Consider the following 20,613-nt stretch of genomic DNA (forward strand, 5'->3'; position numbering starts at 1 on the left):
CACCCTTGCCGCCATCGGGCGCCGCCCCCACGTTGACGGGCTCGACGGCCGTATAGGGTAGGGTGATGGACTGGCGTTTATGGCGGGACCGGACGGGTCGTTTCTCCTGGTTGCTGACCGGGGTGCTGGCGGCCTTGTGCCTGCCCATGGTCCTGGTCGTCGCCGATGCCTTCCTGGGCCGGCTGGGCCCCCGGCCCTACACCGCCTTCATCCATGAGGTCGGGCTCTGGACCTTCCGGTTCCTGCTGCTGTCCCTGCTGGTGACGCCGCTGTCGCGGGTGGCGCGCTGGCCGGCCCTGATGGGCGTGCGGCGGCGCGTGGGCGTGGCCGCCTGCCTGTACGCCGTGGTGCATTTCGGTGGCTACGTCGCCGACCAGTCGCTGGACCTGCCCCACGTCGCGGCGGAGATCATCCACCGCGTCTACCTGGCCATCGGTTTTGTGGCGTTGCTGGGCCTGGTGGCGCTGGGCATCACCTCCACCGACGGCATGATCCGCGCCTTGGGCGGCCTGCGCTGGCGGCGGCTGCACCTGCTGGCCTATCCCATCGCCGTGCTGGGCATCATCCATTACTTCATGCAGGCCAAGGCCGATGTGACGGAGCCGACGCTGATGGCGGGCTGGCTGGCCTGGCTGCTGGGCTATCGCCTGCTGAACCGGCTGCTGGCCGAGCGCATGGGCAGCCCCGTGCGCTCCGTCCCGCTGCTGTTGGCCTTCAGCGTCGTGGTGGCCGCCGCCACGGCGGGGGTGGAGGCGCTGGGCTTCCAGCTGGTGCGCCACATCCCGGCCGATCTGGTGCTGGACGCCAACCTCGCCTTCGACCTGGACGCCGGCATCCGCCCCGCCTGGTACGTGCTGGCCGGCGGCCTGGGCATGACGCTGGCGGCCGTGCTGGGCGGCGTCCGGCAAAAGGCCCGCCGCCTGGCCCGGGCTTGATGATAGTCCCTCAGGCGCCGGGCGCCGACATCCGTCGGCTTGGCTGATCCTCACTTTCCAGTCCGCTGCGCTCCCCGGAAAGCTCCGGCGGCTGCGGTCGCAGCCTACAGCGGCATGGGGCCGCTGGAACTACTTCCCGAACTCATCCTTCAGGCCGCGCCCGTCGGCCAGGGCCACGAAATCCACCAGCGCCGGGTCGCGCCAGTGGCGGGTGCGGCGCAGTTCGTCCTGCGCCTTGGCCAGCAGGGTGGCGATCAGGCCGTTCTCCGCCCCGGTCAGCGGCGTGGTGTCGCGCAGGCGTTCCGCCGCCGTCTGCACCAAGCCCTGGTCCAGCAGGGTCATGCTTTCCCGTAGGTCGGCGCCGATGGCCTGCGACAGCTCCGCCACCCGCACCGCCAGGCCCAGCCGTTCGCGGCTGTCGCCCATCTCCGGCTTGGAAAAGGCGTTGTGGTAGGTGTCGGACAGATCCTCCACCAGCCGGTCGCGGAAGCTGCTGAAGCCGGTGCCCCAATGCAGGCTGCGGCTCAGCGTGTTGCGCCAGCGCACGACGAAGCCCAGGACCCAGGTCAGGGCGACATGGTCGATGGCCATGCGGCCCTTGGCCTGGGCCGCCGCCATGACGCGCACGGACAGATAGGGGTAGAGCGCGTTCTCCACCCGCTTGATCATGCTGTCGAGATGGCCGTAGGCCAGGGTGGTCTCCCGCCCGTCGCGCAGCATCTCGAACTCCTCGAACAGCGACAGCAGTTCGCTGAGATGGTTCAGTTCCCGTTCCAGCAGGTCGCGCCGTTCGGCCGGCACCACCAGCGGGCGGCGGGCGACCTCGCCGGCACCGGCCAGCTGGCACAGCTCGTCCGCTAGGACCTGGCAGATGCGGCCCAGATGGCGCACCAGGGCCGTCAGCAGCATGGGCTGCCAGTCGGCCGGCCCCTGCGCCAGATATCCCGCCATCTGGCGATAGGCCCGGTGGCGGTTCAGCAGCACCAGCGGCATCAGGCGGTTCAGCTGGGCCGCCACGGTGGGCGGCACGCCGGCCGGCGCGAACCGGCGCACGGCGGTGGCCCCGACATTGCCGTCGGGGTCGTCCTTGTCATGCAGGCTCATGGCCAGGCGGGCGTAGTGGCTGCCGTGTTCCAGCAGCAGGCTGAACATCGACAGGTCGGTCCGCCACCAGCGGTCGGGGGCTGACGCCCAGGGACTTGCGCCCCGCCTCCGCCTTGCGCCAGGCGTTGATGGTTTCCAGCAGGTCGCGGGGGGCGGTCTTGTCCTTCTGGATCTTGGCCAGCAGGTCGCAGGCGGTGATGCGCAACTCCTCCCGCAGGGCCAGGGCCTTGGGCGTGCGCAGCACCATGAACAGCGGTTGTTCCTGCGCCAGCGCCGTCAGTGTCTCATCCACCGACCGGCTGAGCGGCGCCAACGGCTTGGCCGCCAAGGCTGACCACAGGCCGCCGATGTCCAGCGGGTGGATGGCACCGGCGCAATGGAATTCGTCGCGCAGCAGCCAGGGGTCGTCGGCCAGGAACGGCTCGAACAGTTGCGTGAACTGCCGGCGGGCGTGGGCGCGGCGCTGGGCGTTCAGCTTGCGGATCAGGGCACGGCGGACGACGGTGCGGTTCTGGTCTTCCGCGTCCTCCACTTCCTCGAACAGTTTGCGCGCGGCCTCCGGCGACAGCTGTTCCACCAAGTCGTGCAGCGTGCGGGTGCGGTCTTCCTCCGGCGTCATGCCTTCCCCCGGGAATCATCAAGGCCGATGCGGAAGGCCATCCTGAACCCCATGCGTAACCCCACGACAAACCATACCGCCGGCCCCACGGCCTGCGGCATTTTCCTTAGGTAAACGAAAGCTAACCAAGGTAATACGCCGGATGGGCGGGACCGAACAATTTTATTTAAACGTCCTGCACAAGATTGAGTTGTCGCAATGACCCATGCGTTCCAAGCATCGGCGGCATTGCGGAACGAGCGCTCGGGTGGGCACAATTGTGCCCTTGTTGACCAGGGTTAAGGGGCATTGCATGGCCGGCTTCGAGGCCGATTTCGACGCGGTGGTGGTGGGTGCGGGCGCCGTGGGCCTGGCCTGCGGCCGGGCGCTGGCGGTGCGTGGCCTGACCGTCGCCGTGCTGGAGGTGGAGGACGCCATCGGCCAGGGCGTCTCCTCCCGCAATTTCGGAGGTGGCGCACGGCGGCCTGTATTACCCGACCGGCTCGCTGCGGGCGCGCCTGTGCGTGGCCGGTCGCCGCCTGCTCTACCCCTTCCTGGACGCGCACGGCGTAACGTACGACAAGTGCGGCAAACTGGTGGTGGCGACGGAAGAGGCGGAGATCCCCCGCCTGGAGGCCATCGCCCGCCAGGCCGAGATCAACCAGGTCGAGGGCATGCGCTGGCTGTCCGGGTCGGAAGTGCATGCACTGGAACCGGAACTGCGCGCCGTGGCCGCCCTGCTGTCGCCGGAAAGCGGCGTGTTCGACAGCCATGGCTACATGGTGGCGCTGCGGGGAGAGATCGAGGGCCGGGGCGGTGCCGTCGTCACCGGCACGCCGGTCGTGGGGGTTGAGCCCCTGCCCGGTGGCTTCACCGTGCGCACCGGTGGTCGTGATCCCTATGCCATCACCACCCGCCTGCTGGTGACGGCGCCGGGATTGTCAGCCCAGGATGTGGCGGCGAAGATCGAGGGCTTCCCCGCCCAGCTGATCCCCCGGGCGCATTACGGCAAGGGCAGCTATTTCGCCTTGAACGCCCGGGCGCCGTTCAAGCGCCTGGTCTATCCGCCGCCCATCCCCGGCGCGCTGGGGGTGCATTACCGCCGCGACCTGGGCGGCCAGGCCCGTTTCGGCCCCGACCTGGAATATGTGGATGCCCCCGACTACCGGGTGGACCCTATTCGGGCGGACGGCTTCTACCGCTATATCCGCCGCTTCTGGCCGGGCCTGCCCGACGGCGCCCTGGTGCCGGACTATGCCGGCGTGCGGCCCAAGATCCATGGGGCCGGCGAGGCGCAGCCGGACTTCCGCCTGGACGGTGAGGCGGTGCACGGCCTGCCTGGCCTGGTGGCCCTGTTCGGCATCGAAAGCCCGGGCCTCACCTCGTCCCTGGCCATCGGCGAAGCGGTGGCGGATTTGCTGGGGGCCTGAAATGGAAACGGCGGCCGTGAGGGCCGCCGTTCCATGTCAGACAGGCAAGGCCGTCTTAATTCGCCACCGGCACCGGGCGCTGCGAGGTGCGGTCCACCAGGCTGGCCCAGTTGCTGATCGACACGAAGTGGGCATAGACCAGCGGCAGGAAGCCGCGCTCGCGCCAGCGCTGGAATTCTTCCGCCGGCAGGGCGTTGAATTTGGCTTCGTCGATGACCTTGAAGCCGGCCAGGCTCAGCTTCTGGCCATCGGCCAGGGTGACGTCGGCGCGGTTTTCCACCAGCAGGTCGGCCTTGGCGGCGGCGGCCACGAACTCCGCCGTGAAGGCATAGTGGCCCTGGTAGTCGCTGCAGAACGCCAGGGCGTTGCGCGTGGCCTCCGTCGGCTGGCCGTCCACGAACAGCGGATTCTCCCCGCCCCGGGTGACGGCGGCCGCGGCCTCATCGATGCACAGGGTGAATTCCGCGCGGTCGCGGTTTTCCATGAAGATGAAGGGATAGCGGCGGACATAGGCCGGGACGTAGGCACCGGCGGCCCAGGTGCCGTCCGCGTCCACGAACAGGTTCTCGCCATTGCGCAGGCCCAGCAGGGCCACGGCCTGCGGCGTGGCGCCGTCCACGAACAGCAGGGGATAGACCTTGCAGGCCAGGGTCATTTCCGCCGCGATGACGGGAACGGAATTGGCGTTGGCGGCGAAGTGATAGTCCTTGATCGCGGCCAGAGACAGGTCGCCGTCACGTTCCGCCTGGAGGGGACGGGGGCGCTGGTAGAAGGCCGGTAGGGCTTGCGTGCTCATCGTCTGTTCCAATTTCCCAAGATCGGAGGGGGCGTCACCGTTCGTGGACGTGGTGCCCGTGCCCGTGGTGGTCAAGTTTGAATTGGGGCGGTATGCCCGCTGCGCCGTTACCCTACCACCGTTGATGGCGGGGTTGGAACCCGGGGTATAAGGTACAAATCAGGGAAATGTGAGAAAAATATTCCCGCGCCAGCGGCACTGGTGCGTGTAGGGGCGACGGATTATGAATGATGTTGCCGTGCAACTCCCCCGCCGCGATCCCGCGTGCGCCCCTTCCAGGAGCCCCCTATCCATGACAATCGACCTCGCTGCCTATCTGGGGCGCCTGGGCGCGTATCTGGAGCGTATGGGGTGGACCGAACCGGCCGCGCAGCGCAGGAGATGGGAAGGACCGGTTCAGCCTGACATGAAGACGCTGAGGGAGCTGCTGCTCGCCCATCTGTGGACTTTCCCGTTCGAGAACCTGGACGTCCTGTTGGGGCGCCCCATCCGGCTGGACCTGGACAGTGTCCAGCGCAAGCTGGTCCACGACCACCGGGGCGGCTACTGCTTCGAACACGCCACGCTGTTTGCCGCCGTGCTGGAGGCGATGGGCTACACGGTTTCCCGCCATCTGGCCCGCGTCGTGCTGACGACCCCCCGGGCGCAGTCCCCGCGCACCCATATGTTCATCGTGGTGGATCTGCCGCAGGGGCGCTTCATCGTGGACCCCGGCTTCGGGGGACCCGGCACCCATGTCCCCATCATTCTTGAGGATCTGGGCATGACGCAGCCGGGCCCTTCGCGGCATTGGATGACCCGTGACGGTAATGTCTGGGTGCTGCGCAGCCGGCAGGGCGACAAGGACATCGACCTCTGGGTGTCCGACCTTTCGGTCGATTATGCCGTCGACTTCGAGATGTCGAGCCAATACGTCGCCACGCATCCGGATTCGATCTTCACCGCCAATCTGATGATGAACCGTTTCCTCAATGGCGGCCGGATCAGCCTGATGAACCGGGAGGTCAAGAAGGACATGATGGGCCGGATCACCACCTGGCAACTGGAGGACCGCGCCGCGCTGCACCGGCTGCTGGTCGATCATTTCGGCATCGACCTGCCGGCGGTGGAGACGATGCGCGTGCCGGCCGTCCCCGATTGGAACTGATCCGCTTCCCCTTCACTCGGCCTATATTGTTTCGGTGCCGTTGCGACACCCAATACCTGGACAGATTCACCGGAATCTTCTACCCCTAACTCTTGATTCGCGTTCGGGGCTGAAGGAGTGGTGAAGGTGGGGATGAAGGGGGCGATGGAGATGGCGCGGCGGGGATTCCGCCGGCTGGCGGCCGTGGGTGCGACGGTGGCCGCCGCCATGGGCGCGCTGGCCCTGGGGCTGGTGTCGGCACCGCATCCGGCGATGGCGGGTTACGCCTCCCTGGTGGTGGACGGCAGCACCGGTGAGGTGCTGAACGCCGTCAATCCGGATGAGGAGAACCACCCGGCCTCCCTGACCAAGATGATGACGCTGTACCTGGCGTTCGAGGCCATCCACCAGGGCCGCCTGCATTGGGAAGACGAGTTGCCGGTGTCGCGCAACGCCGCCAACAAGGAACCGACCAAGCTGGGGCTGGAGATCGGCCAGACCATCACCGTCAGGGACTGCGTCCTGGGCATGATCGTCATTTCCGCCAACGACGGCGCCACCGTGGTGGGTGAGGCGCTGTCCGGCGGCAGTGAGGCGATGTTCGCCCAGATGATGACGGAAAAGGCCCATCAACTGGGCATGACCCACACCACCTTCCGCAACGCCTCCGGCCTGCCCGATCCCCAGCAGGTGACCACCGCCCGCGACATGGGCCGCCTGGCCATGGCCCTGCACCATGACTTCCCCGGCGAATACCATTATTTCTCCACCCATGATTTCGAGTTCGAGGGCCGGCACCTGGTGGGCCACAACCGCCTGATGTACCGCTATCCCGGCATGGATGGGCTGAAGACCGGCTTCACCAACGCCTCCGGCTCCAACCTCGTCTCCTCCGCCGTGCATGACGGCCGCCGCCTGTTCGGCGTGGTGTTCGGCGGCAGCAGCGCCGGCGCCCGCGACAAGCTGATGGCGACGCTGCTGGACAACGCCTTCGCCAACCAGGACACCGACCCGCACTTGGTGGCGCTGGCGGCCGGCCGTCCCATGACCCGCGTGGCCAAGGCGCACGGCACCGGCCGCCTGGCCCATGCCGGCCATGTGCGCCGGGTCCAGGTCGCCGTGGTACCGGTGCAGCGCGGCGGCCGCGCCGCCCACGCCACGGCCCGCCACCGTGTCACCGTCGTGGCCACCGCCCAGAAGCCCAACCGGGGCGTTCATCAGACCAAGGTCGCGACGCACACCCACGGCAAGGGTAAGGGCAAGCCCGCCAAGACCAAGGTCGCGGCCGGTGCGCATGGCCGCAAGGTTGCGGCTGACTAATCTGATTTTTAGATTGAAATGTGCGGAACAATCAGTTGGATGATTGATCCGGGGTGGACGATCTTAAGGGGGCCGGTCCGGACAGGGCCGTGCCCCCTTTTCGCTTTCCGGTCGGGAAAGCGTCCGCCGTCCGAGGACCGCCGCCATGGTTCAGGTGTCATCCACACCGTCCGTTTCCCCCGTTGTCTCAACCGGCCCGCTGGCCAAGGTCGTGGGTCTGGCGCCCGGCCTGGGGTATTGCCTGGTGCCGGCGCTGGCGGGGCTGGCGCTGCACCGCGTGCCGGGGTTGGCGCTGTTCAGCCCCATGATCCTGGCGGTGGTGGCCGGCATCGCCTTGCGCGCCGTGGTGGGGCTGCCGTCAGTGACCCAGGCGGGCGTGACCTTCGTGCTGCGCCGGCTGCTGCGCCTGGCGGTGGCCCTGCTGGGCCTGCAACTGACGGCGGCCCAGGTGGCGGCGGTGGGCCCCGTGGGTGTCGCCATCATCGCGGTCAGCCTGGTGTCCACCTTCGTCGTCACCAAGGCGCTGGGCCGCTGGTTGGGCGTGCCGGCCCCCCTGGCCGAACTGATCGCCGCCGGTACGTCCATCTGTGGGGCGTCGGCGGTGGTGGCGGTCAACACCGTCACCCAGGCGGATGATGAGGACGCGGCCTATGCCGTGGCTTGCGTCACTGTGTTCGGCAGCATCGCCATGCTGGCCTATCCGGCGCTGGGTGCTGCGCTGCACCTGGCGCCGCGCGCACTGGGCCTGTGGGCCGGCGCCTCCATCCATGAGATCGCGCAGGTGGTGGCCGCGTCCTTCCAGGCGGGGCAGCAGGCGGGCGAATTCGGCACGGTGGCCAAGCTGTCGCGCGTGGCCCTGCTGGCGCCCCTGGTGCTGACCCTGGGCTTCATGCGCCGCCGGCGCGAGGGCACCGCCGGCCAGCCGGTGCCCATGCCCTGGTTCATCCTGGGCTTCATGGCCCTGGTGGCGCTGAACAGCCTGCACGCCGTGCCCACGCTGGTGAAGGACTGGGCGCCCGGCGTCACCACCACCCTGCTGACCCTGGCCCTGGCCGCCATGGGCCTGCACACCCATGTGGGCCGCATGGCGGCCAAGGGCATTGCCCCGCTGGCCCTGGGCGCGCTGGCCAGCCTGTTCATCGCCGGCGTCAGCCTGGGCCTGATCGTGGCGGTGGGCTGACGGTACGCCGTACCGTCAGTAGGACGCGACCGCGTCCGCCGGAGCGAGGAAGCCAAGCCGCCGGATGGCGGCGCCCGGCGTCTGAGGGAACTACTCATACCGTAAAGCCCGGATCGGCTTGGCGCGCGCCACGCGGATGGACTGGCCGCCCACCGTCAGCCCGGCGATGACCAGGGCCACGGCGATGGGGGCCAGCAGGCTGAACGGGCCGATCTCCACATGGTTGGCGAAGCTGTCCAGCCAGTGGCGCAGGCCCAGATATGTCGGGATCCACACCAGCACCCCCGCCAACAGCACCGGCTTGGCGAACTGCCACAGCAACAGGCGGACAATGTCGGGGACGGAGGCGCCATAGACCTTGCGCACCCCGATCTCCTTGGTCCGCCGCTCCGCCGTGAAGGCCGACAGGCCGTAGATGCCGGCGCAGGCCATCAGCAGATTGACCACGCTGAACAGGGTGAAGATCTGTGTTTCCAGCCGGATGAGCAGGGTCAGCATGGCCAGGTGGTCGTCGAAGAAGAAACGGTCCGTGGGTTGGCCGGGATTGGTGCGGCGCCGGACCTCATCCACCGCCGCCAGGGTGGCGGCGGGGGCGCCGCCCGCCAGTTTCAGGTAGATCAGGCTGTCTTCCGCCGCGTCGATGGCCCGGCCGCGCAGCCGGAAGGCGGTGGCGGGTATCCTCTCCTCCACGCTGCCCATGGTGAAGTCGGGCACCACGCCGATGACCTCCACCGGTGCCTGGTCATCCTGGAACGACAGGCGCACGGTCCGGCCCACCGCCTCCTCCGGTCGGGACCAGCCCAGCGCGTGGACCGCCGTCTCATTCAGGATAACGGTGTTCCCGGCCCCGGCCCCCTGGTCGGATGCGCGGGCGGGGTCGAACAGGCGGCCGGCCAGGGCCTGGATATGGAACAGCGGCAGGAAGGCCGCATCCACCCGCTGGCCGCTGATGGCCACCGTGCCGCCGTCGGAAAGGGCGGCCTTGTAGCCCAAACCTTGGACGTTCAGCGTTTCCACGCCAGTGCAGGAGACGCCGGTGACGCCACCGGTCCCCGCCAGGCCGTCGCGCAGCGCCGGGGGGCAGGTGCCCGTCATCACGGCGACGTTCGATGGATCGTAGGACAGGTGGCCACGGGTCAGCAGCACCTGCTGGCGGTAGACCACCAGGGTGACACTCAGCAGGGCGATCAGCAGCATGAACTGGCCCACCACCAGCCCCTGCCGGATGCGGCTGGTGGTGTCGGTGGTGCCACCCACCCCCTTCAGCACCGCCCCCGGCCGGTATGAGGACAGGACGAAGGCAGGGTAGGCGCCGGCCAGGACGCCGACCGCCAGGACCAGGCCCACGATGATGGCGATGACGTCCGGCGCGCCCAGATCCAGCGCCATATAGGTGTTCAGGACACGGTTAACGGTGGGCAGGGCCAGTTCGGTGAAGGACACGGCGATCACCATGGCCAGCGCCACCAGCAGGGTGGTCTCCAGCAGGAACTGGGCGATCAGGTGGCGCCGCCGGGCACCCCCCATCTTGGCGATGCCCACCGCCACCGCCCGGCGGCCGGCCCGCGCCGTGGCCAATGCCACGAAGTTGATGCAGGGGATGGCCAGGGTCAGGCTGGTGATGGCCGCCATCATGCCCATCAGCGCCCGGATATGCGCGTTGAGGTCGGGGTCCAGTTCGATCCGGTCCAGCAGGACGGCGCGCAGCCGCATCTGCCGGGCGTCCTCGGGCTTCCAATGGCGGTTCAGCAGGTCGGCCAGCGCCTGGTCCGTCGATGCCGGGGTGGTGCCGGGCCGCATCCGGAAATAGGTGAAGGCCTGGGTGAAGGTGCTGGCGTCCATGCGGGTGTCGGCATCGGCATAGGTCAGATAGGATTTGGCGTTGCCGCCGGCGGCGAAGGCGCTGACCTGGCGCAGGGGGCCGCGCGGCGACGGATCCTCCACCACCGCCATGACGCGGAAGGACTGGCCCCCCATGTCCACCGTCTGGCCCAGGGGGGCGTCCTGGCTGAACAGCTTGCGGGCCAGCGACCGGGTCAGGACCAGGCCGTCAGGGGTGGACAGCGCTGAGGCGGGCTCCCCCGCCACGACCGGCAGCGGCAGGACCTGGAACAGGGTGGCGTCGGCCCAGGCGATGCCCTCGCGAAAGGCGGTGTCGCCCCGGCGGATGACCAGCATGCCGTCGCTGAACCGGGTGGTGGCCTCCACGCCCGGCATATCGGCCGCCATCAGCCGGGCGGCGGCCCCCGGCGTCATCCACTCATGTCGCGATGCCTGGCCCGGGGCTGACAGCGTGCCGGACAGCAGGTAGGTGCGGTCGTGGGCGGGGATGAAATGGCTGAACGTCATCTGGTCGCGGGTCAGCAGCGCCATCAGCAGGGCCGCCGTCAGGCCGATGGCCATGCCGATGAAGGTGACCAGCACGTCGGGCCGCGTGCGGCGCACGCCGCGCAAGGCTTGCCCCACGATGGTCGCCAGCATCCGTCCCCCCATCATGCCGCCCCCCGCTTTCACCCGTTTGGCTTTTGGCGTAAGCAAGGGGCGGACCACAGCTCAGGGCATTGATAATACTCAGATAAGCCCACTGAGCTTCCGCAAGTTTGTTCGTTTCCGGACAGCGCCTGCCCGCTTCCGAACGGTGTGACCACCGCAGATGCGCTGGCGTTGGGGATCAGTCCGTTTTCTGGGGGGGCGTCAAGCTAGCCAACGCCTTTTCAATGGCGGCGCTACTGAGAGACTGGCTGTCCTTGATCAGAGCACGTGCCCTGCCGCGGACCATGAGTTGTGAGTTGGCCGCAGCGACAATTTCAGGGGGCCAAGAGTTGATGGATGCCCTGGCCTTCTGAAGTCTTTCGCGGCCGCACTGTTTCAGCGCCATGGCCGCATAATCAATGCCATACGTATGGATAACTGCAGCCAAGTCGAACATGTCACGCGTCTGAATGCTGCCGCCACGATAGTATATTTTCTTGGCAATTATTTCGGCGGGTGTTTCCATCCGGACGGCCCGCCCACGCACGGTTTTGAGATGCGCGGGGTTTTCCAGGATATTGGCGCAACAAATGAAGTCGATCTCACCGATGTCTTTGTAAGCGAGCTTCAATGTTCCTGCCGTTTCGGCATAGTCGTCCGGTAGTTGGGTCAGGACGAAACCCTGCGTCTCCGGATTAAGGTATGGCAGAAAAGACGACTGCGACTCATGCAGGAAGAGATCGATGTCGTGGCTCTCCCGATGATCTATCTGCAACATCAGGGCTGTGCCGCCGCCAAAGGTCCATGCGGGCTCGATATTCTGCCGCATCCTGAATTGGGCGAAAATGCTGATGGCGATGTCGAACAGCACGTGCCACTGGCCATTTTCCCTGGCCATTGACGGCTACGCCGCCAGCGGAAGCTGTTGGCCCGATAGTCTGGCGAAGATCTTAGCGACCCTGCGTGCCTCGGTCATATCCACGCCCATGGCGGTAATGAACTGCGCTTGCAGGGTGGGCGGAACCTCGGAGAAGAAGGCGTAAACCTGGACGACGAACTCATCCGCGCTCTTCGTGTCCGCAATCTTCTCCGCGAGTTGGCGCGCGGACAGCTTCGCGCGATAGGGCGCGTTCACCGTCGTCATCACTGGCACCGTAACGTCCCGCATGACCAATTCCTGGATCAAGGGCAGAAACTCGAACCCTCATGGTGCCCTATAATCCGTGAATGATTATGGCATGGCAAGGTTGGTACCGTCGGTATCTGTCGGAATGCCAACTGGAAATATCGGCGATGCCCATTCGGCGTGACCCTGTACAGTGCCGCCGAACGATGTGGGCCGGCACGGCCGATGAAGGGATGGGCCTCACCCGTGACGCTAGAACAACTGCGCATCTTCGTGGCCGTGGCGGAACGCCAGCATGTGACCCAGGCGGCCAAGGCGCTGAACCTGGCGCAGTCGGCGGCCAGTGCGGCCATCGCGGCACTGGAGGACCGCTACCAGACGCCGCTGTTCAACCGCGTCGGCCGGGGCATCACCCTGACCGAGGCCGGCCACCTGTTCCTGGCGGAGGCCAAGGCGGTGCTGGCGCGGGCGGATCTGGCGGAACGGGCCTTGGCCGACCTGTCGGGCCTGCAGCGCGGGCATCTGCGGGTGCAGGCCAGCCAGACCATCGCCAGCTATTGGCTGCCCCGCCACCTGGTGGCCTTCCGCCGGCGCCATCCCGGCGTGGATTTGGACTTGGCGGTGGGCAACACCGCCCAGGTGGCCGCGGCCCTGCGCGACGGTGTGGCCGACCTGGGTTTCGTCGAAGGGGCGGTGGAGGGGATGGACCTTCAGGCCCATCAGGTGGCGCTGGACCAGCTGGTCATCGTCGTGGCGCCCGACCATCCCTGGGTGTTCCGCGAGCACGTCACCGCCGCTGATCTGGAGGGCACCCCCTGGGTGATGCGGGAACCCGGGTCGGGCACGCGGTCCGCCTTCCTGGCGGCGGTGGCGGCGATGGGTGTGGATCCGGCCAGCCTGCCCATCGCCCTGGAACTGCCGTCGAATGAGGCGGTGCGGGCGGCGGTGGAGGCCGGGGGCGGGGCCGCCGCCCTGTCGGCCTCCGTCGCCAGCGGGGGGATCGAGGTCGGCTTGCTGCACCCCGTGCCCTTCGACCTGCCGCCCCGCGCCTTCACCCTGCTGCGCCATGCCGAGCGGGGCCTAAGCCGCGCGGCCGGCGCCTTCCTGGACGGAATGGGCTTAAGCGGGATGGCTTAAGCGATACCGCCGGCCGGCTTGAAACGCCCCCCGCCCGCATGAACTTCTTTTGACGGTCGCCGTCCGGCCTTGACCGGCGGTGCGCTGGCATAGCGGATCTCGAATGCCGGCACGGCGCGTAGCAGAAGAAGGGTATTCACGGGCCTCAAGCGTGTAAGGTGATGGCTTGTTCGCCACCTTAGGCGGTGATCAAGCGCGCGGATAAGGCGATTGGTTAATTTTTGAGCGATGACCACCAGGCGGTTGCCTGTGTTTTAAGCGGTCGAGGTTCCTGGCCTCGGCCGAAACGCACTTTTCGTAGGCAGAGCCTAGCCCGGGCCGAGTTGGCGTGGCTCTTGCTCAACCAATCTATCGGGCCTACCGATGGGGAAGGGGTTTATGGCGATAGAAGGCGGTCCATTCAATGAAATGGGCGTGTCGGATGAAGTGCGCGGCCCTTATGTGGACATCGAACGATGGCTGCGCGAGATGCCGTCCGACAAACTGGAACTGAAGCGCCGCGAGGCGGAGACACTGTTCCGGCGCGTGGGCATCACCTTCGCGGTTTACACGGAAGGGGGCGACCCCGAACGGCTGATCCCCTTTGACATCATTCCGCGGGTGCTGGCGCGTGCCGAATGGGACCGGCTGTCGGCCGGCCTGACGCAGCGGGTGCGGGCGCTGAACGCCTTCCTGGCGGACGTCTACGGCGAACGCCACATCCTGCGGGCGGGCAAGGTGCCGGAACGGATGGTGCTGGGCAATGAAAGCTTCCGGCCTGAGATGCAGGGCTTCCTGCCGCCGGCCGGCGCCTACACCCATGTCGCCGGCATCGACATCGTCCGCCTGGACGGCGACCAGTTCTATGTGCTGGAGGACAACTGCCGCACGCCGTCCGGCGTCTCCTACATGCTGGAGAACCGCGAGGCGATGATGCGGCTGCTGCCGGATTTGTGCGGCACGCACAAGCTGGCGCCGGTGGCCCACTATCCGGAAGACCTGCTGGACACGCTGAAGTCGGTGGCGCCGCCCGCCTGCCGGGATGAGCCGACGGTGGCGGTGCTGACGCCCGGTTCCTACAACAGCGCCTACTACGAACATTCCTTCCTGGCGGATGAGATGGGCGTGGAACTGGTGGAGGGCGGCGACCTGTTCGTGGACGAGGGTTTCGTCTACATGCGCACCACCCGGGGGCCGAAGCGGGTGGACGTGCTGTACCGCCGCATCGACGACGATTACCTGGACCCGTTGACCTTCCGTCCCGACAGCGCGCTGGGCGTGCCGGGCCTGTTCGCGGCCTACCGCGCCGGCCGGGTGACCCTGGCCAACGCGGTTGGCACGGGCATCGCCGACGACAAGGCCATATATCCTTTCGTCCCCGAAATGATCCGCTTCTACCTTGGGGAAGAGCCCATCCTGCTGAACGTTCCGACATACCTGTGCGAGCGGGACGACGACCGCAAGTACGTGCTGGAGCATCTGCACGAACTGGTGGTCAAGGAAACGCGGGGGTCCGGCGGTTACGGCATGCTGATCGGGCCGCAATCCACCGCCGCCGACCGCGCCATCTTCGCCGACCGCATCAAGGCGCGGCCGGCGGATTACATCGCCCAGCCGACGCTGGCCCTGTCCACCTGCCCGACCTTCGTGGAGCAGGGCATCGCCCCGCGCCATGTCGATCTGCGCCCCTTCGTGCTGAATGGGCGGGAGATCCGGGTGGTGCCGGGCGGGTTGACCCGCGTGGCCTTGCGCGAAGGCTCCCTGGTGGTGAATTCCAGCCAGGGCGGCGGCACCAAAGACACCTGGGTACTGGAGCGCTGACCGAATGCTGAGCCGTACCGCAGACGGACTGTTCTGGCTGGCCCGCTATATGGAGCGGGCGGCCAGCGTGGCGCGCCAGGTCCAGGTGGGCAACCGCATGTCCAACATGGCGCTGTCGCTGGACAACCCCGGCAACGAATGGCGGTCCACCCTGGTGGCCACCGGGACGGAGCCGGGCTACCTCGCCAAGCATGGCGAGGTCGTGCCCTCGCTGGTGCTGGACTACCTGGTGCTGGATCCGGAGAACCCGTCCAGCATCGTGTCCTGCATCGAAACCGCGCGGCGCAACGGCCGCGCCGTGCGCACCGCCCTGACCGTGGACACGTGGGAGGCGCTGAACGAAACCTGGCAGTTGAGCCGGTCGCTGAAGGCTGATCGGCTGGCCGCCGACAGCCTGCCGGGATTGCTGGACTGGATCGTCCAGCGCTCCCTGCTGTTCTGCGGCAGCTACGCCAACACCATGCTGCGCGACGACAGCTACCTGTTCACCCACCTGGGCACCCTGCTGGAGCGCGCGGACAACACCGCCCGCATCCTGGACGTCAAATACCATGTGCTGCTGCCCGATTATGAAGGGGTGGGCGGCGTGCTGGATTATTACCAGTGGCAGAACATCCTGCGCGCGGTGTCGGCCCTGCGCAGCTATCATTGGGTCTACCATGACCGGCTGAAGCCCTGGCTGATCGCCGATCTGCTGATCCTGAAGCCGGAAATGCCCCGGTCGCTGGTGGCCTGCATGGCCCAGGTGGCCGATCTGCTGGAGGCCCTGGCCGTGCGCTACGGCGGCCAGCGGGGCGAGTGCCATCGCCTGGCCGGCGAAATCCATGCCCGCCTGCGGTATGGCCGGGTGGAGGACATCTTCCAGTTCGGCCTGCATGAATATGTGACCCAGTTCATCGACGACATGCTGCGCCTGGGCCAGGAAATCAGCGCCTTCTACCTGAACGTCCGCTAACCGGTCCCACCGCCCGTGCCAACCCGCCGGTCCCCTAAATCGGGGCCGGCGGGACTCCACCCCTGGTCGCGCACAACGGTTCAGGGTATGAAACGGTGGCAAGGGGATAGGGTGCCTTTCCGCAGGTGTCCGTTCCGCTCAATTGAACGAGAACCCCCGGGAGGGGTCGGTACGGTAACTCGAGGCCCCAGATGACTTACTGCGTCGCCCTGTTTTTGAAGGCCGGACTGGTGATGCTGTCCGACACCCGGACCAACGCCGGCGTCGACAACATCTCGACCTTCTGCAAGATGCACAAGTTCGAGACGCCGGGCGAACGCTGCATGATCCTGCTGACGGCGGGCAACCTGTCCATCAGCCAATCGGTGGTCAACCGCCTGCAGGAAGGTGTCTCCATCGGCGACGCCGACCCGGAAACCTTGGCCACGGTGCCGTCCATGTTCCGCGCGGCCCAGCTGGTGGGCGCCGCCATCCGGGATGTCTACGACACGGACGGTCTGGCCATGAAGGCCCAGGGCGTGTCGTTCGACGCCTCCTTCCTGCTGGGCGGCCAGATCAAGGGGCGCGGCATGCGCCTGTTCCAGATCTATTCCCCCGGCAATTTCATTGAGGCGACGCCCGAGACGCCCTACCTGCAGATCGGGGAGCACAAGTACGGCAAGCCCATCCTGGACCGCGTCGTCTCCTACGACACGCCGGTGCAGGACGGGGTGAAGCTGGTGCTGGTGTCGATGGACAGCACGCTGCGCAGCAACCTGTCGGTGGGCATGCCCATCGATCTGGCGGTCTACCATCGCGACGATCTGGCCCTGCGCGTCCAGCGCCGCATCACCGAGGCCGACAGCTATTTCCAGCATGTGCGCGACCACTGGTCCAACGCGCTGCGGCAAAGCTACGGCACCCTGCCCACCGCCGACGAATGGTGGGGACGGGAAAGCGTGCGCTGAGCGGGACAGACGCGCCCTCAATCGGCGGGCGCCGGCTTCCCGTTCAGGCCTTCCCCGCCGCGGCGCTTCCTTTCAGCATGGGTTTCAGCACCATGGCGACGGCGGCCAAGCCGGCGGGAAGGGCCGCGATCAGGGCGGTGATCTCCGTCCGGCACGCCGCCAGATCGCCGGCGCGCGCGGCAGTCTGAAGGCGGCCAGCCTGCGCCTGCATCTGCCGCAGGCCGATGTCGCCGGCGGTGGCGATCAGGGTGTGGGCCGATTTGGCGATGGCGTCCGCGTCGGTGGTGGTGGCCAGGGTTTCCAGTGCCGCCACGCGCGCCTCGCATTCCGCGACCGAGGCCATGACCAGATCCGCCAGGGTGTCGGTGTCCAGCAACTCCCCCAGCTGGCGCAGGGGTGCCGGGTCCAGCACCGGCGGCTCCGCCGCCACGACGGCCTTGGGCGCGGCCATCACGGGGGATGGGGGTGAAGGGGCGGCGGCGGTTCCGGTGGTGGTCCACCGGGCCACGGTGTCGGCCAGCACCGCCAGGGCGAAGGGCTTGGCGACATAATCGTCCATGCCGGTCGCCAGGTATTCCTCACGCATGCCGGCCATGGCGTTGGCGGTCATGGCGATGATGGGGGTGCGCGGGCGGCCCCGGGCGGCCTGGATCTCGCGCATGCGGCCGGCGGCCTGGACACCGTCCATGCCCGGCATCTGGATGTCCATCAGGACGATGCGGAAATCCCCCTGCTCATACTGTTCCAGGGCGCTTTGGGCGTCGCCGGCGATGCTGACGGCATAACCCAGCCGTTCCAGCATGGTCTTGGCCACCGTCTGGTTGACGTGGTTGTCGTCCACCACCAGCAGGGGCGCGCCGCCGCCCGTGGGCAGGCTGGCGGACACGGGCGTGGGCGGCGGCGGTGCTGCCCGCCGGGCGCGCACCGGCGGGCCGCTGATCGTGGCCGGCGTACGGCCCGGCACCTCCTTGGCGCGGGCGACGGCCAGGCGCACGGTGAAGGCGAAGGTGCTGCCCTGGCCCGGCACGCTTTCCAGGGTGATGGCGCCGCCCATCAGGGCGACCAGGCGCTGTGAGATGGCCAGTCCCAGGCCGGATCCGCCGAAGCGGCGGGAGATGGAGGTGTCGGCCTGGCCGAACTTGCGGAACAGCTGCGCCTGGGCCGTCGGGCTGATGCCGATGCCGGTGTCCTTCACCGCGAAATGCAGGGGCGCCAGGCCGTCCTTGTTGATGCCGACCTCCACCTCCAGGGTGACGCTGCCCCTTTCGGTGAACTTTACGGCGTTGCCCACCAGGTTCAGCAGCACCTGGCGCAGGCGCAGGGGATCGCCCCGGTAATGGCCGGGCGGCCCGCCCACCTCCACCGATTCCAGCCGGATGCCCTTGTCGCGGGCGCGGGGGCCCAGGATGGCCATGACGCCGCCGATGACGTCCGCCATGGCGAACGGCACCTCCTCCAGTTCCACCCGGCCGGCTTCCAGTTTCGAGATGTCCAGGATGTCGTTGATGATGGACAGCAGGGCGTCGGCGCTGTCGCGGATGATGGCGGCGAAGTTGGCCTGTTCGGAGGTCAGCGGGCTGTCCAGCAGCAGTTGGACCATGCCCATGACCCCATTCATCGGCGTGCGGATCTCATGGCTCATATTGGCCAGGAAGTCGGACTTGGCGGCGTTGGCGGCCTCCGCCGAGCGACGGGCGGCGTCCAGTTCCTCCGCCAGGGTGCGCAGCTCGCGCGCCTGGGCCGTCAGGCGGTCACGGGCATCGATCAGGTCGGACACCTGGCGGCGCTGCACCGTCATGTCGGTGTAGCTGACGACGAAACCGCTGCCGGCCATGGGGGTGGCCCGTGCCTCCAGCGTGCAGCCGTTGGGCCGGTTCAGTTCATAGGTCAGGTGCTGGGGCGTTTTCGCCAGCGCGTGGGCGCCGCCACCGGCCGGCGGGGGGCGCACACCCGCCAGCGGGTCGCCGCCACCGTCCTGCAGCAGGGGTTGCAGGTCGGGCAGGGGCATGCCGGGCGGGCAGGCGTCGGCACCCAGGCCCATCAGGTCCAGGAAGCGGCGGTTGCGGATGGACAGCCGCAGGTCGGCATCGAAGGCCACGATGCCCTGGTCGATGGATTCCAGGATGGTGGTCAGCAGCCGGTCGCGTTCCTGCAGGTGCTGACGCGCCTCCACCAGTGGGGTGATGTTGCGGCCGACGCCGCGGTAACCGCGGAAGCGGCCGTCCGCCGCGTAGAAGGGCCGGCCGGCGATCTCCAGGTGCAGGATGCGGCCGCTGGGGCCCACGACGGAATAGGTGAAGTCACGAAAGGGCGTGCGCGTGTTCAGCAGGGTCTCATAGACGTCCCAGTGGGGCGCATCACTGTCGGTCGCCATTTCCCGCCGCGTGCGGCCCAGCAGGCTGCCCACCTCGTCGACCACAGGCAGCACGCCGTCGGACACATAGGTCAGGCGGTGGTTTTCATCGCTTTCCCAGTACCAGTCGGTGGAAACCTCCGTCAGGTCTCGGAAGCGTTCTTCCCGAGCCACCAGTTCCGTTTCCTGCCGGGCGACGGCGCCCGCCATGGCGTTGAAGGCCTGGGCCACCGCCGCCAGCTCCGGGCCGGCGTTCGGGTCCTCCACCTGGGTGGTGCGGTCGCCGGCGGCGATGCGCTGGGCCGCGTTGCTCAGGCCCTTCAGCCAGCGCAGCACCGACAGCTCCAGCCCAGCCATGCCGAAGCCGAAGGCGCCCAGGGTGACGGTCAGCACCACCAGCAGGTTGCGGCGGAAGTCGATGTTGGCGGGGCCGACCACGTCCGCCTTGGACAGGCCGACCGCCACCCGCGCGCCGGTATCGCCCACGGCCACGATGCCGAACAGGCGCCCATCGCCGTGCAGGTCGGGTGCGTCGGTCACGCCGTCATCCGTGGCCAATACCGTCCGCATCAGGGCGGTGTCGGCGTAGGAGACGCCCACCACCCCCTCGATCTCGGGGAAGCGGGCCAGCACCGTGCCCTGGCGGTCCACCGCCAGGAACACGGCGTTGCGCCGCTCCACCATGTGGCGGCCCATGGATTCCAGCCAATCCAGGCTGATGGCGGTGCTGGCCACGCGGAGGATGTCGCCCTTGGGGCCGGACTGCAACTGGCCCACCACCACCACCGGCCGGCCGGTGGGGCGGCCGATCAGGAAGTCGCTGATCGAGGGCTGGCCCGTCTTGATCATGGCCTGGAAGTAAGGGCGGTCGGCGTAGTTCTGGAACGGCGGATCGGCGGAGGAACAGAAGGCCTGGCCGTCCGGTCCCATCAGGTTCAGGTTGACGATCCAGGGATGCGCCGTCTTCATCAGCCGGGCATCCTCCACGCATTGGTCGGTCGGCAGCTTGGCGCTTTCGCTGGCCAGCGTGTCGGCGATGCGCCGGGCCTGGGTGATCAGCAGCGACTGCTGTTCGGCCACGGCGCGCGCCAGGCTCAAGGCCTGGGCCTGGCCGGCCTCGATGGCTTCCGACCGGCGGGCGCCATAGTCGATGATGGACAGGCCGGTGAGCGGGGCCACCACCAGCAACAGCAGGATTTGCAGACGGGCACGCAGGCCTCTGCCGCGCATCCTCAGGTAGTCGCTTGGCAAGCCGTCACGCCTTTCCGGGCTGGGCCTCGTCATCGAGGCATCATAACGGAACCCCATGACAGGATATACAGGCCACGGCCCCG

General features: G+C 67.9%; 15 protein-coding genes and 1 pseudogene. 9 read left to right on the forward strand and 7 right to left on the reverse strand.

Annotated elements, in window-relative coordinates; all coding sequences use genetic code 11:
- Positions 1–65 precede the first annotated feature (65 nt).
- Positions 66–935 carry a ferric reductase-like transmembrane domain-containing protein gene (locus tag PW843_28090; protein ID MDE1150427.1) on the forward strand — a complete coding sequence of 290 codons (870 nt, stop codon included), beginning with the start codon at positions 66–68 and terminating at the stop codon, positions 933–935.
- Between the two features lie 129 nt (positions 936–1,064).
- On the opposite strand, the gene PW843_28095 is transcribed toward PW843_28090, so the two are convergent.
- Positions 1,065–2,087: a hypothetical protein gene (locus PW843_28095; protein ID MDE1150428.1), complete on the reverse strand. Its 1,023-nt coding sequence runs from the start codon at positions 2,085–2,087 to the stop codon at positions 1,065–1,067.
- Positions 2,026–2,658, reverse strand: a complete 633-nt coding sequence (locus PW843_28100; protein ID MDE1150429.1) for a hypothetical protein — start codon at positions 2,656–2,658, stop codon at positions 2,026–2,028. The genes PW843_28095 and PW843_28100 overlap by 62 nt, the downstream gene beginning before the upstream one ends.
- Before the next feature lie 292 nt (positions 2,659–2,950).
- Here PW843_28100 and PW843_28105 point away from each other — a divergent pair.
- Positions 2,951–4,067 (forward strand): annotated as a pseudogene (locus PW843_28105) (NAD(P)/FAD-dependent oxidoreductase).
- A 55-nt stretch (positions 4,068–4,122) separates the two neighbouring features.
- Here PW843_28105 and PW843_28110 read toward each other — a convergent pair.
- Positions 4,123–4,863, reverse strand: coding sequence for a SapC family protein (locus PW843_28110; GenBank protein ID MDE1150430.1), 741 nt, complete (start codon positions 4,861–4,863; stop codon positions 4,123–4,125).
- Positions 4,864–5,155: 292 nt separating this feature from the next.
- Here PW843_28110 and PW843_28115 point away from each other — a divergent pair, with 292 nt between their 5' ends.
- The 3 genes from PW843_28115 to PW843_28125 all read left to right on the forward strand — a co-directional run bounded on the left by PW843_28115 (position 5,156) and on the right by PW843_28125 (position 8,489).
- Entirely contained in the window at positions 5,156–6,010 is an 855-nt protein-coding gene (locus tag PW843_28115; protein MDE1150431.1) for an arylamine N-acetyltransferase, read from the forward strand.
- 132 nt (positions 6,011–6,142) lie between these two features.
- Entirely contained in the window at positions 6,143–7,309 is a 1,167-nt protein-coding gene (locus PW843_28120) for a D-alanyl-D-alanine carboxypeptidase (protein ID MDE1150432.1), read from the forward strand.
- Between the two features lie 145 nt (positions 7,310–7,454).
- Positions 7,455–8,489 carry a putative sulfate exporter family transporter gene (locus tag PW843_28125; protein MDE1150433.1) on the forward strand — a complete coding sequence of 345 codons (1,035 nt, stop codon included), beginning with the start codon at positions 7,455–7,457 and terminating at the stop codon, positions 8,487–8,489.
- A gap of 90 nt (positions 8,490–8,579) precedes the next feature.
- Here PW843_28125 and PW843_28130 read toward each other — a convergent pair whose 3' ends face one another.
- The 3 genes from PW843_28130 to PW843_28140 form a co-directional block, all read right to left on the reverse strand.
- Positions 8,580–10,970, reverse strand: a complete 2,391-nt coding sequence (locus PW843_28130; protein ID MDE1150434.1) for an ABC transporter permease — start codon at positions 10,968–10,970, stop codon at positions 8,580–8,582.
- Between the two features lie 190 nt (positions 10,971–11,160).
- Positions 11,161–11,832, reverse strand: coding sequence for a nucleotidyl transferase AbiEii/AbiGii toxin family protein (locus PW843_28135; GenBank protein ID MDE1150435.1), 672 nt, complete (start codon positions 11,830–11,832; stop codon positions 11,161–11,163).
- A gap of 33 nt (positions 11,833–11,865) precedes the next feature.
- Complete coding sequence (locus tag PW843_28140) at positions 11,866–12,129, reverse strand: hypothetical protein (protein MDE1150436.1); 264 nt, start codon at positions 12,127–12,129, stop codon at positions 11,866–11,868.
- 204 nt (positions 12,130–12,333) lie between these two features.
- Here PW843_28140 and PW843_28145 point away from each other — a divergent pair, with 204 nt between their 5' ends.
- The 4 genes from PW843_28145 to PW843_28160 all read left to right on the forward strand — a co-directional run bounded on the left by PW843_28145 (position 12,334) and on the right by PW843_28160 (position 16,926).
- Positions 12,334–13,224, forward strand: coding sequence for a LysR family transcriptional regulator (locus tag PW843_28145; protein ID MDE1150437.1), 891 nt, complete (start codon positions 12,334–12,336; stop codon positions 13,222–13,224).
- Positions 13,225–13,632: 408 nt separating this feature from the next.
- The gene (locus PW843_28150) at positions 13,633–15,024 is read left to right on the forward strand and encodes a circularly permuted type 2 ATP-grasp protein (protein MDE1150438.1); all 1,392 of its coding nucleotides are present in this window, start codon (positions 13,633–13,635) and stop codon (positions 15,022–15,024) included.
- A 4-nt stretch (positions 15,025–15,028) separates the two neighbouring features.
- The gene (locus PW843_28155) at positions 15,029–15,979 is read left to right on the forward strand and encodes an alpha-E domain-containing protein (protein MDE1150439.1); all 951 of its coding nucleotides are present in this window, start codon (positions 15,029–15,031) and stop codon (positions 15,977–15,979) included.
- A gap of 191 nt (positions 15,980–16,170) precedes the next feature.
- A complete protein-coding gene (locus PW843_28160) occupies positions 16,171–16,926 on the forward strand; it encodes a proteasome-type protease (protein MDE1150440.1) in 756 nt (251 codons plus the stop codon).
- 43 nt (positions 16,927–16,969) lie between these two features.
- Here PW843_28160 and PW843_28165 read toward each other — a convergent pair whose 3' ends face one another.
- The gene (locus PW843_28165; protein MDE1150441.1) at positions 16,970–20,509 is read right to left on the reverse strand and encodes an ATP-binding protein; all 3,540 of its coding nucleotides are present in this window, start codon (positions 20,507–20,509) and stop codon (positions 16,970–16,972) included.
- Positions 20,510–20,613 lie beyond the last annotated feature (104 nt).

The sequence above is a fragment of the Azospirillaceae bacterium genome, assembly GCA_028283825.1.
GTDB lineage: Bacteria > Pseudomonadota > Alphaproteobacteria > Azospirillales > Azospirillaceae > Nitrospirillum.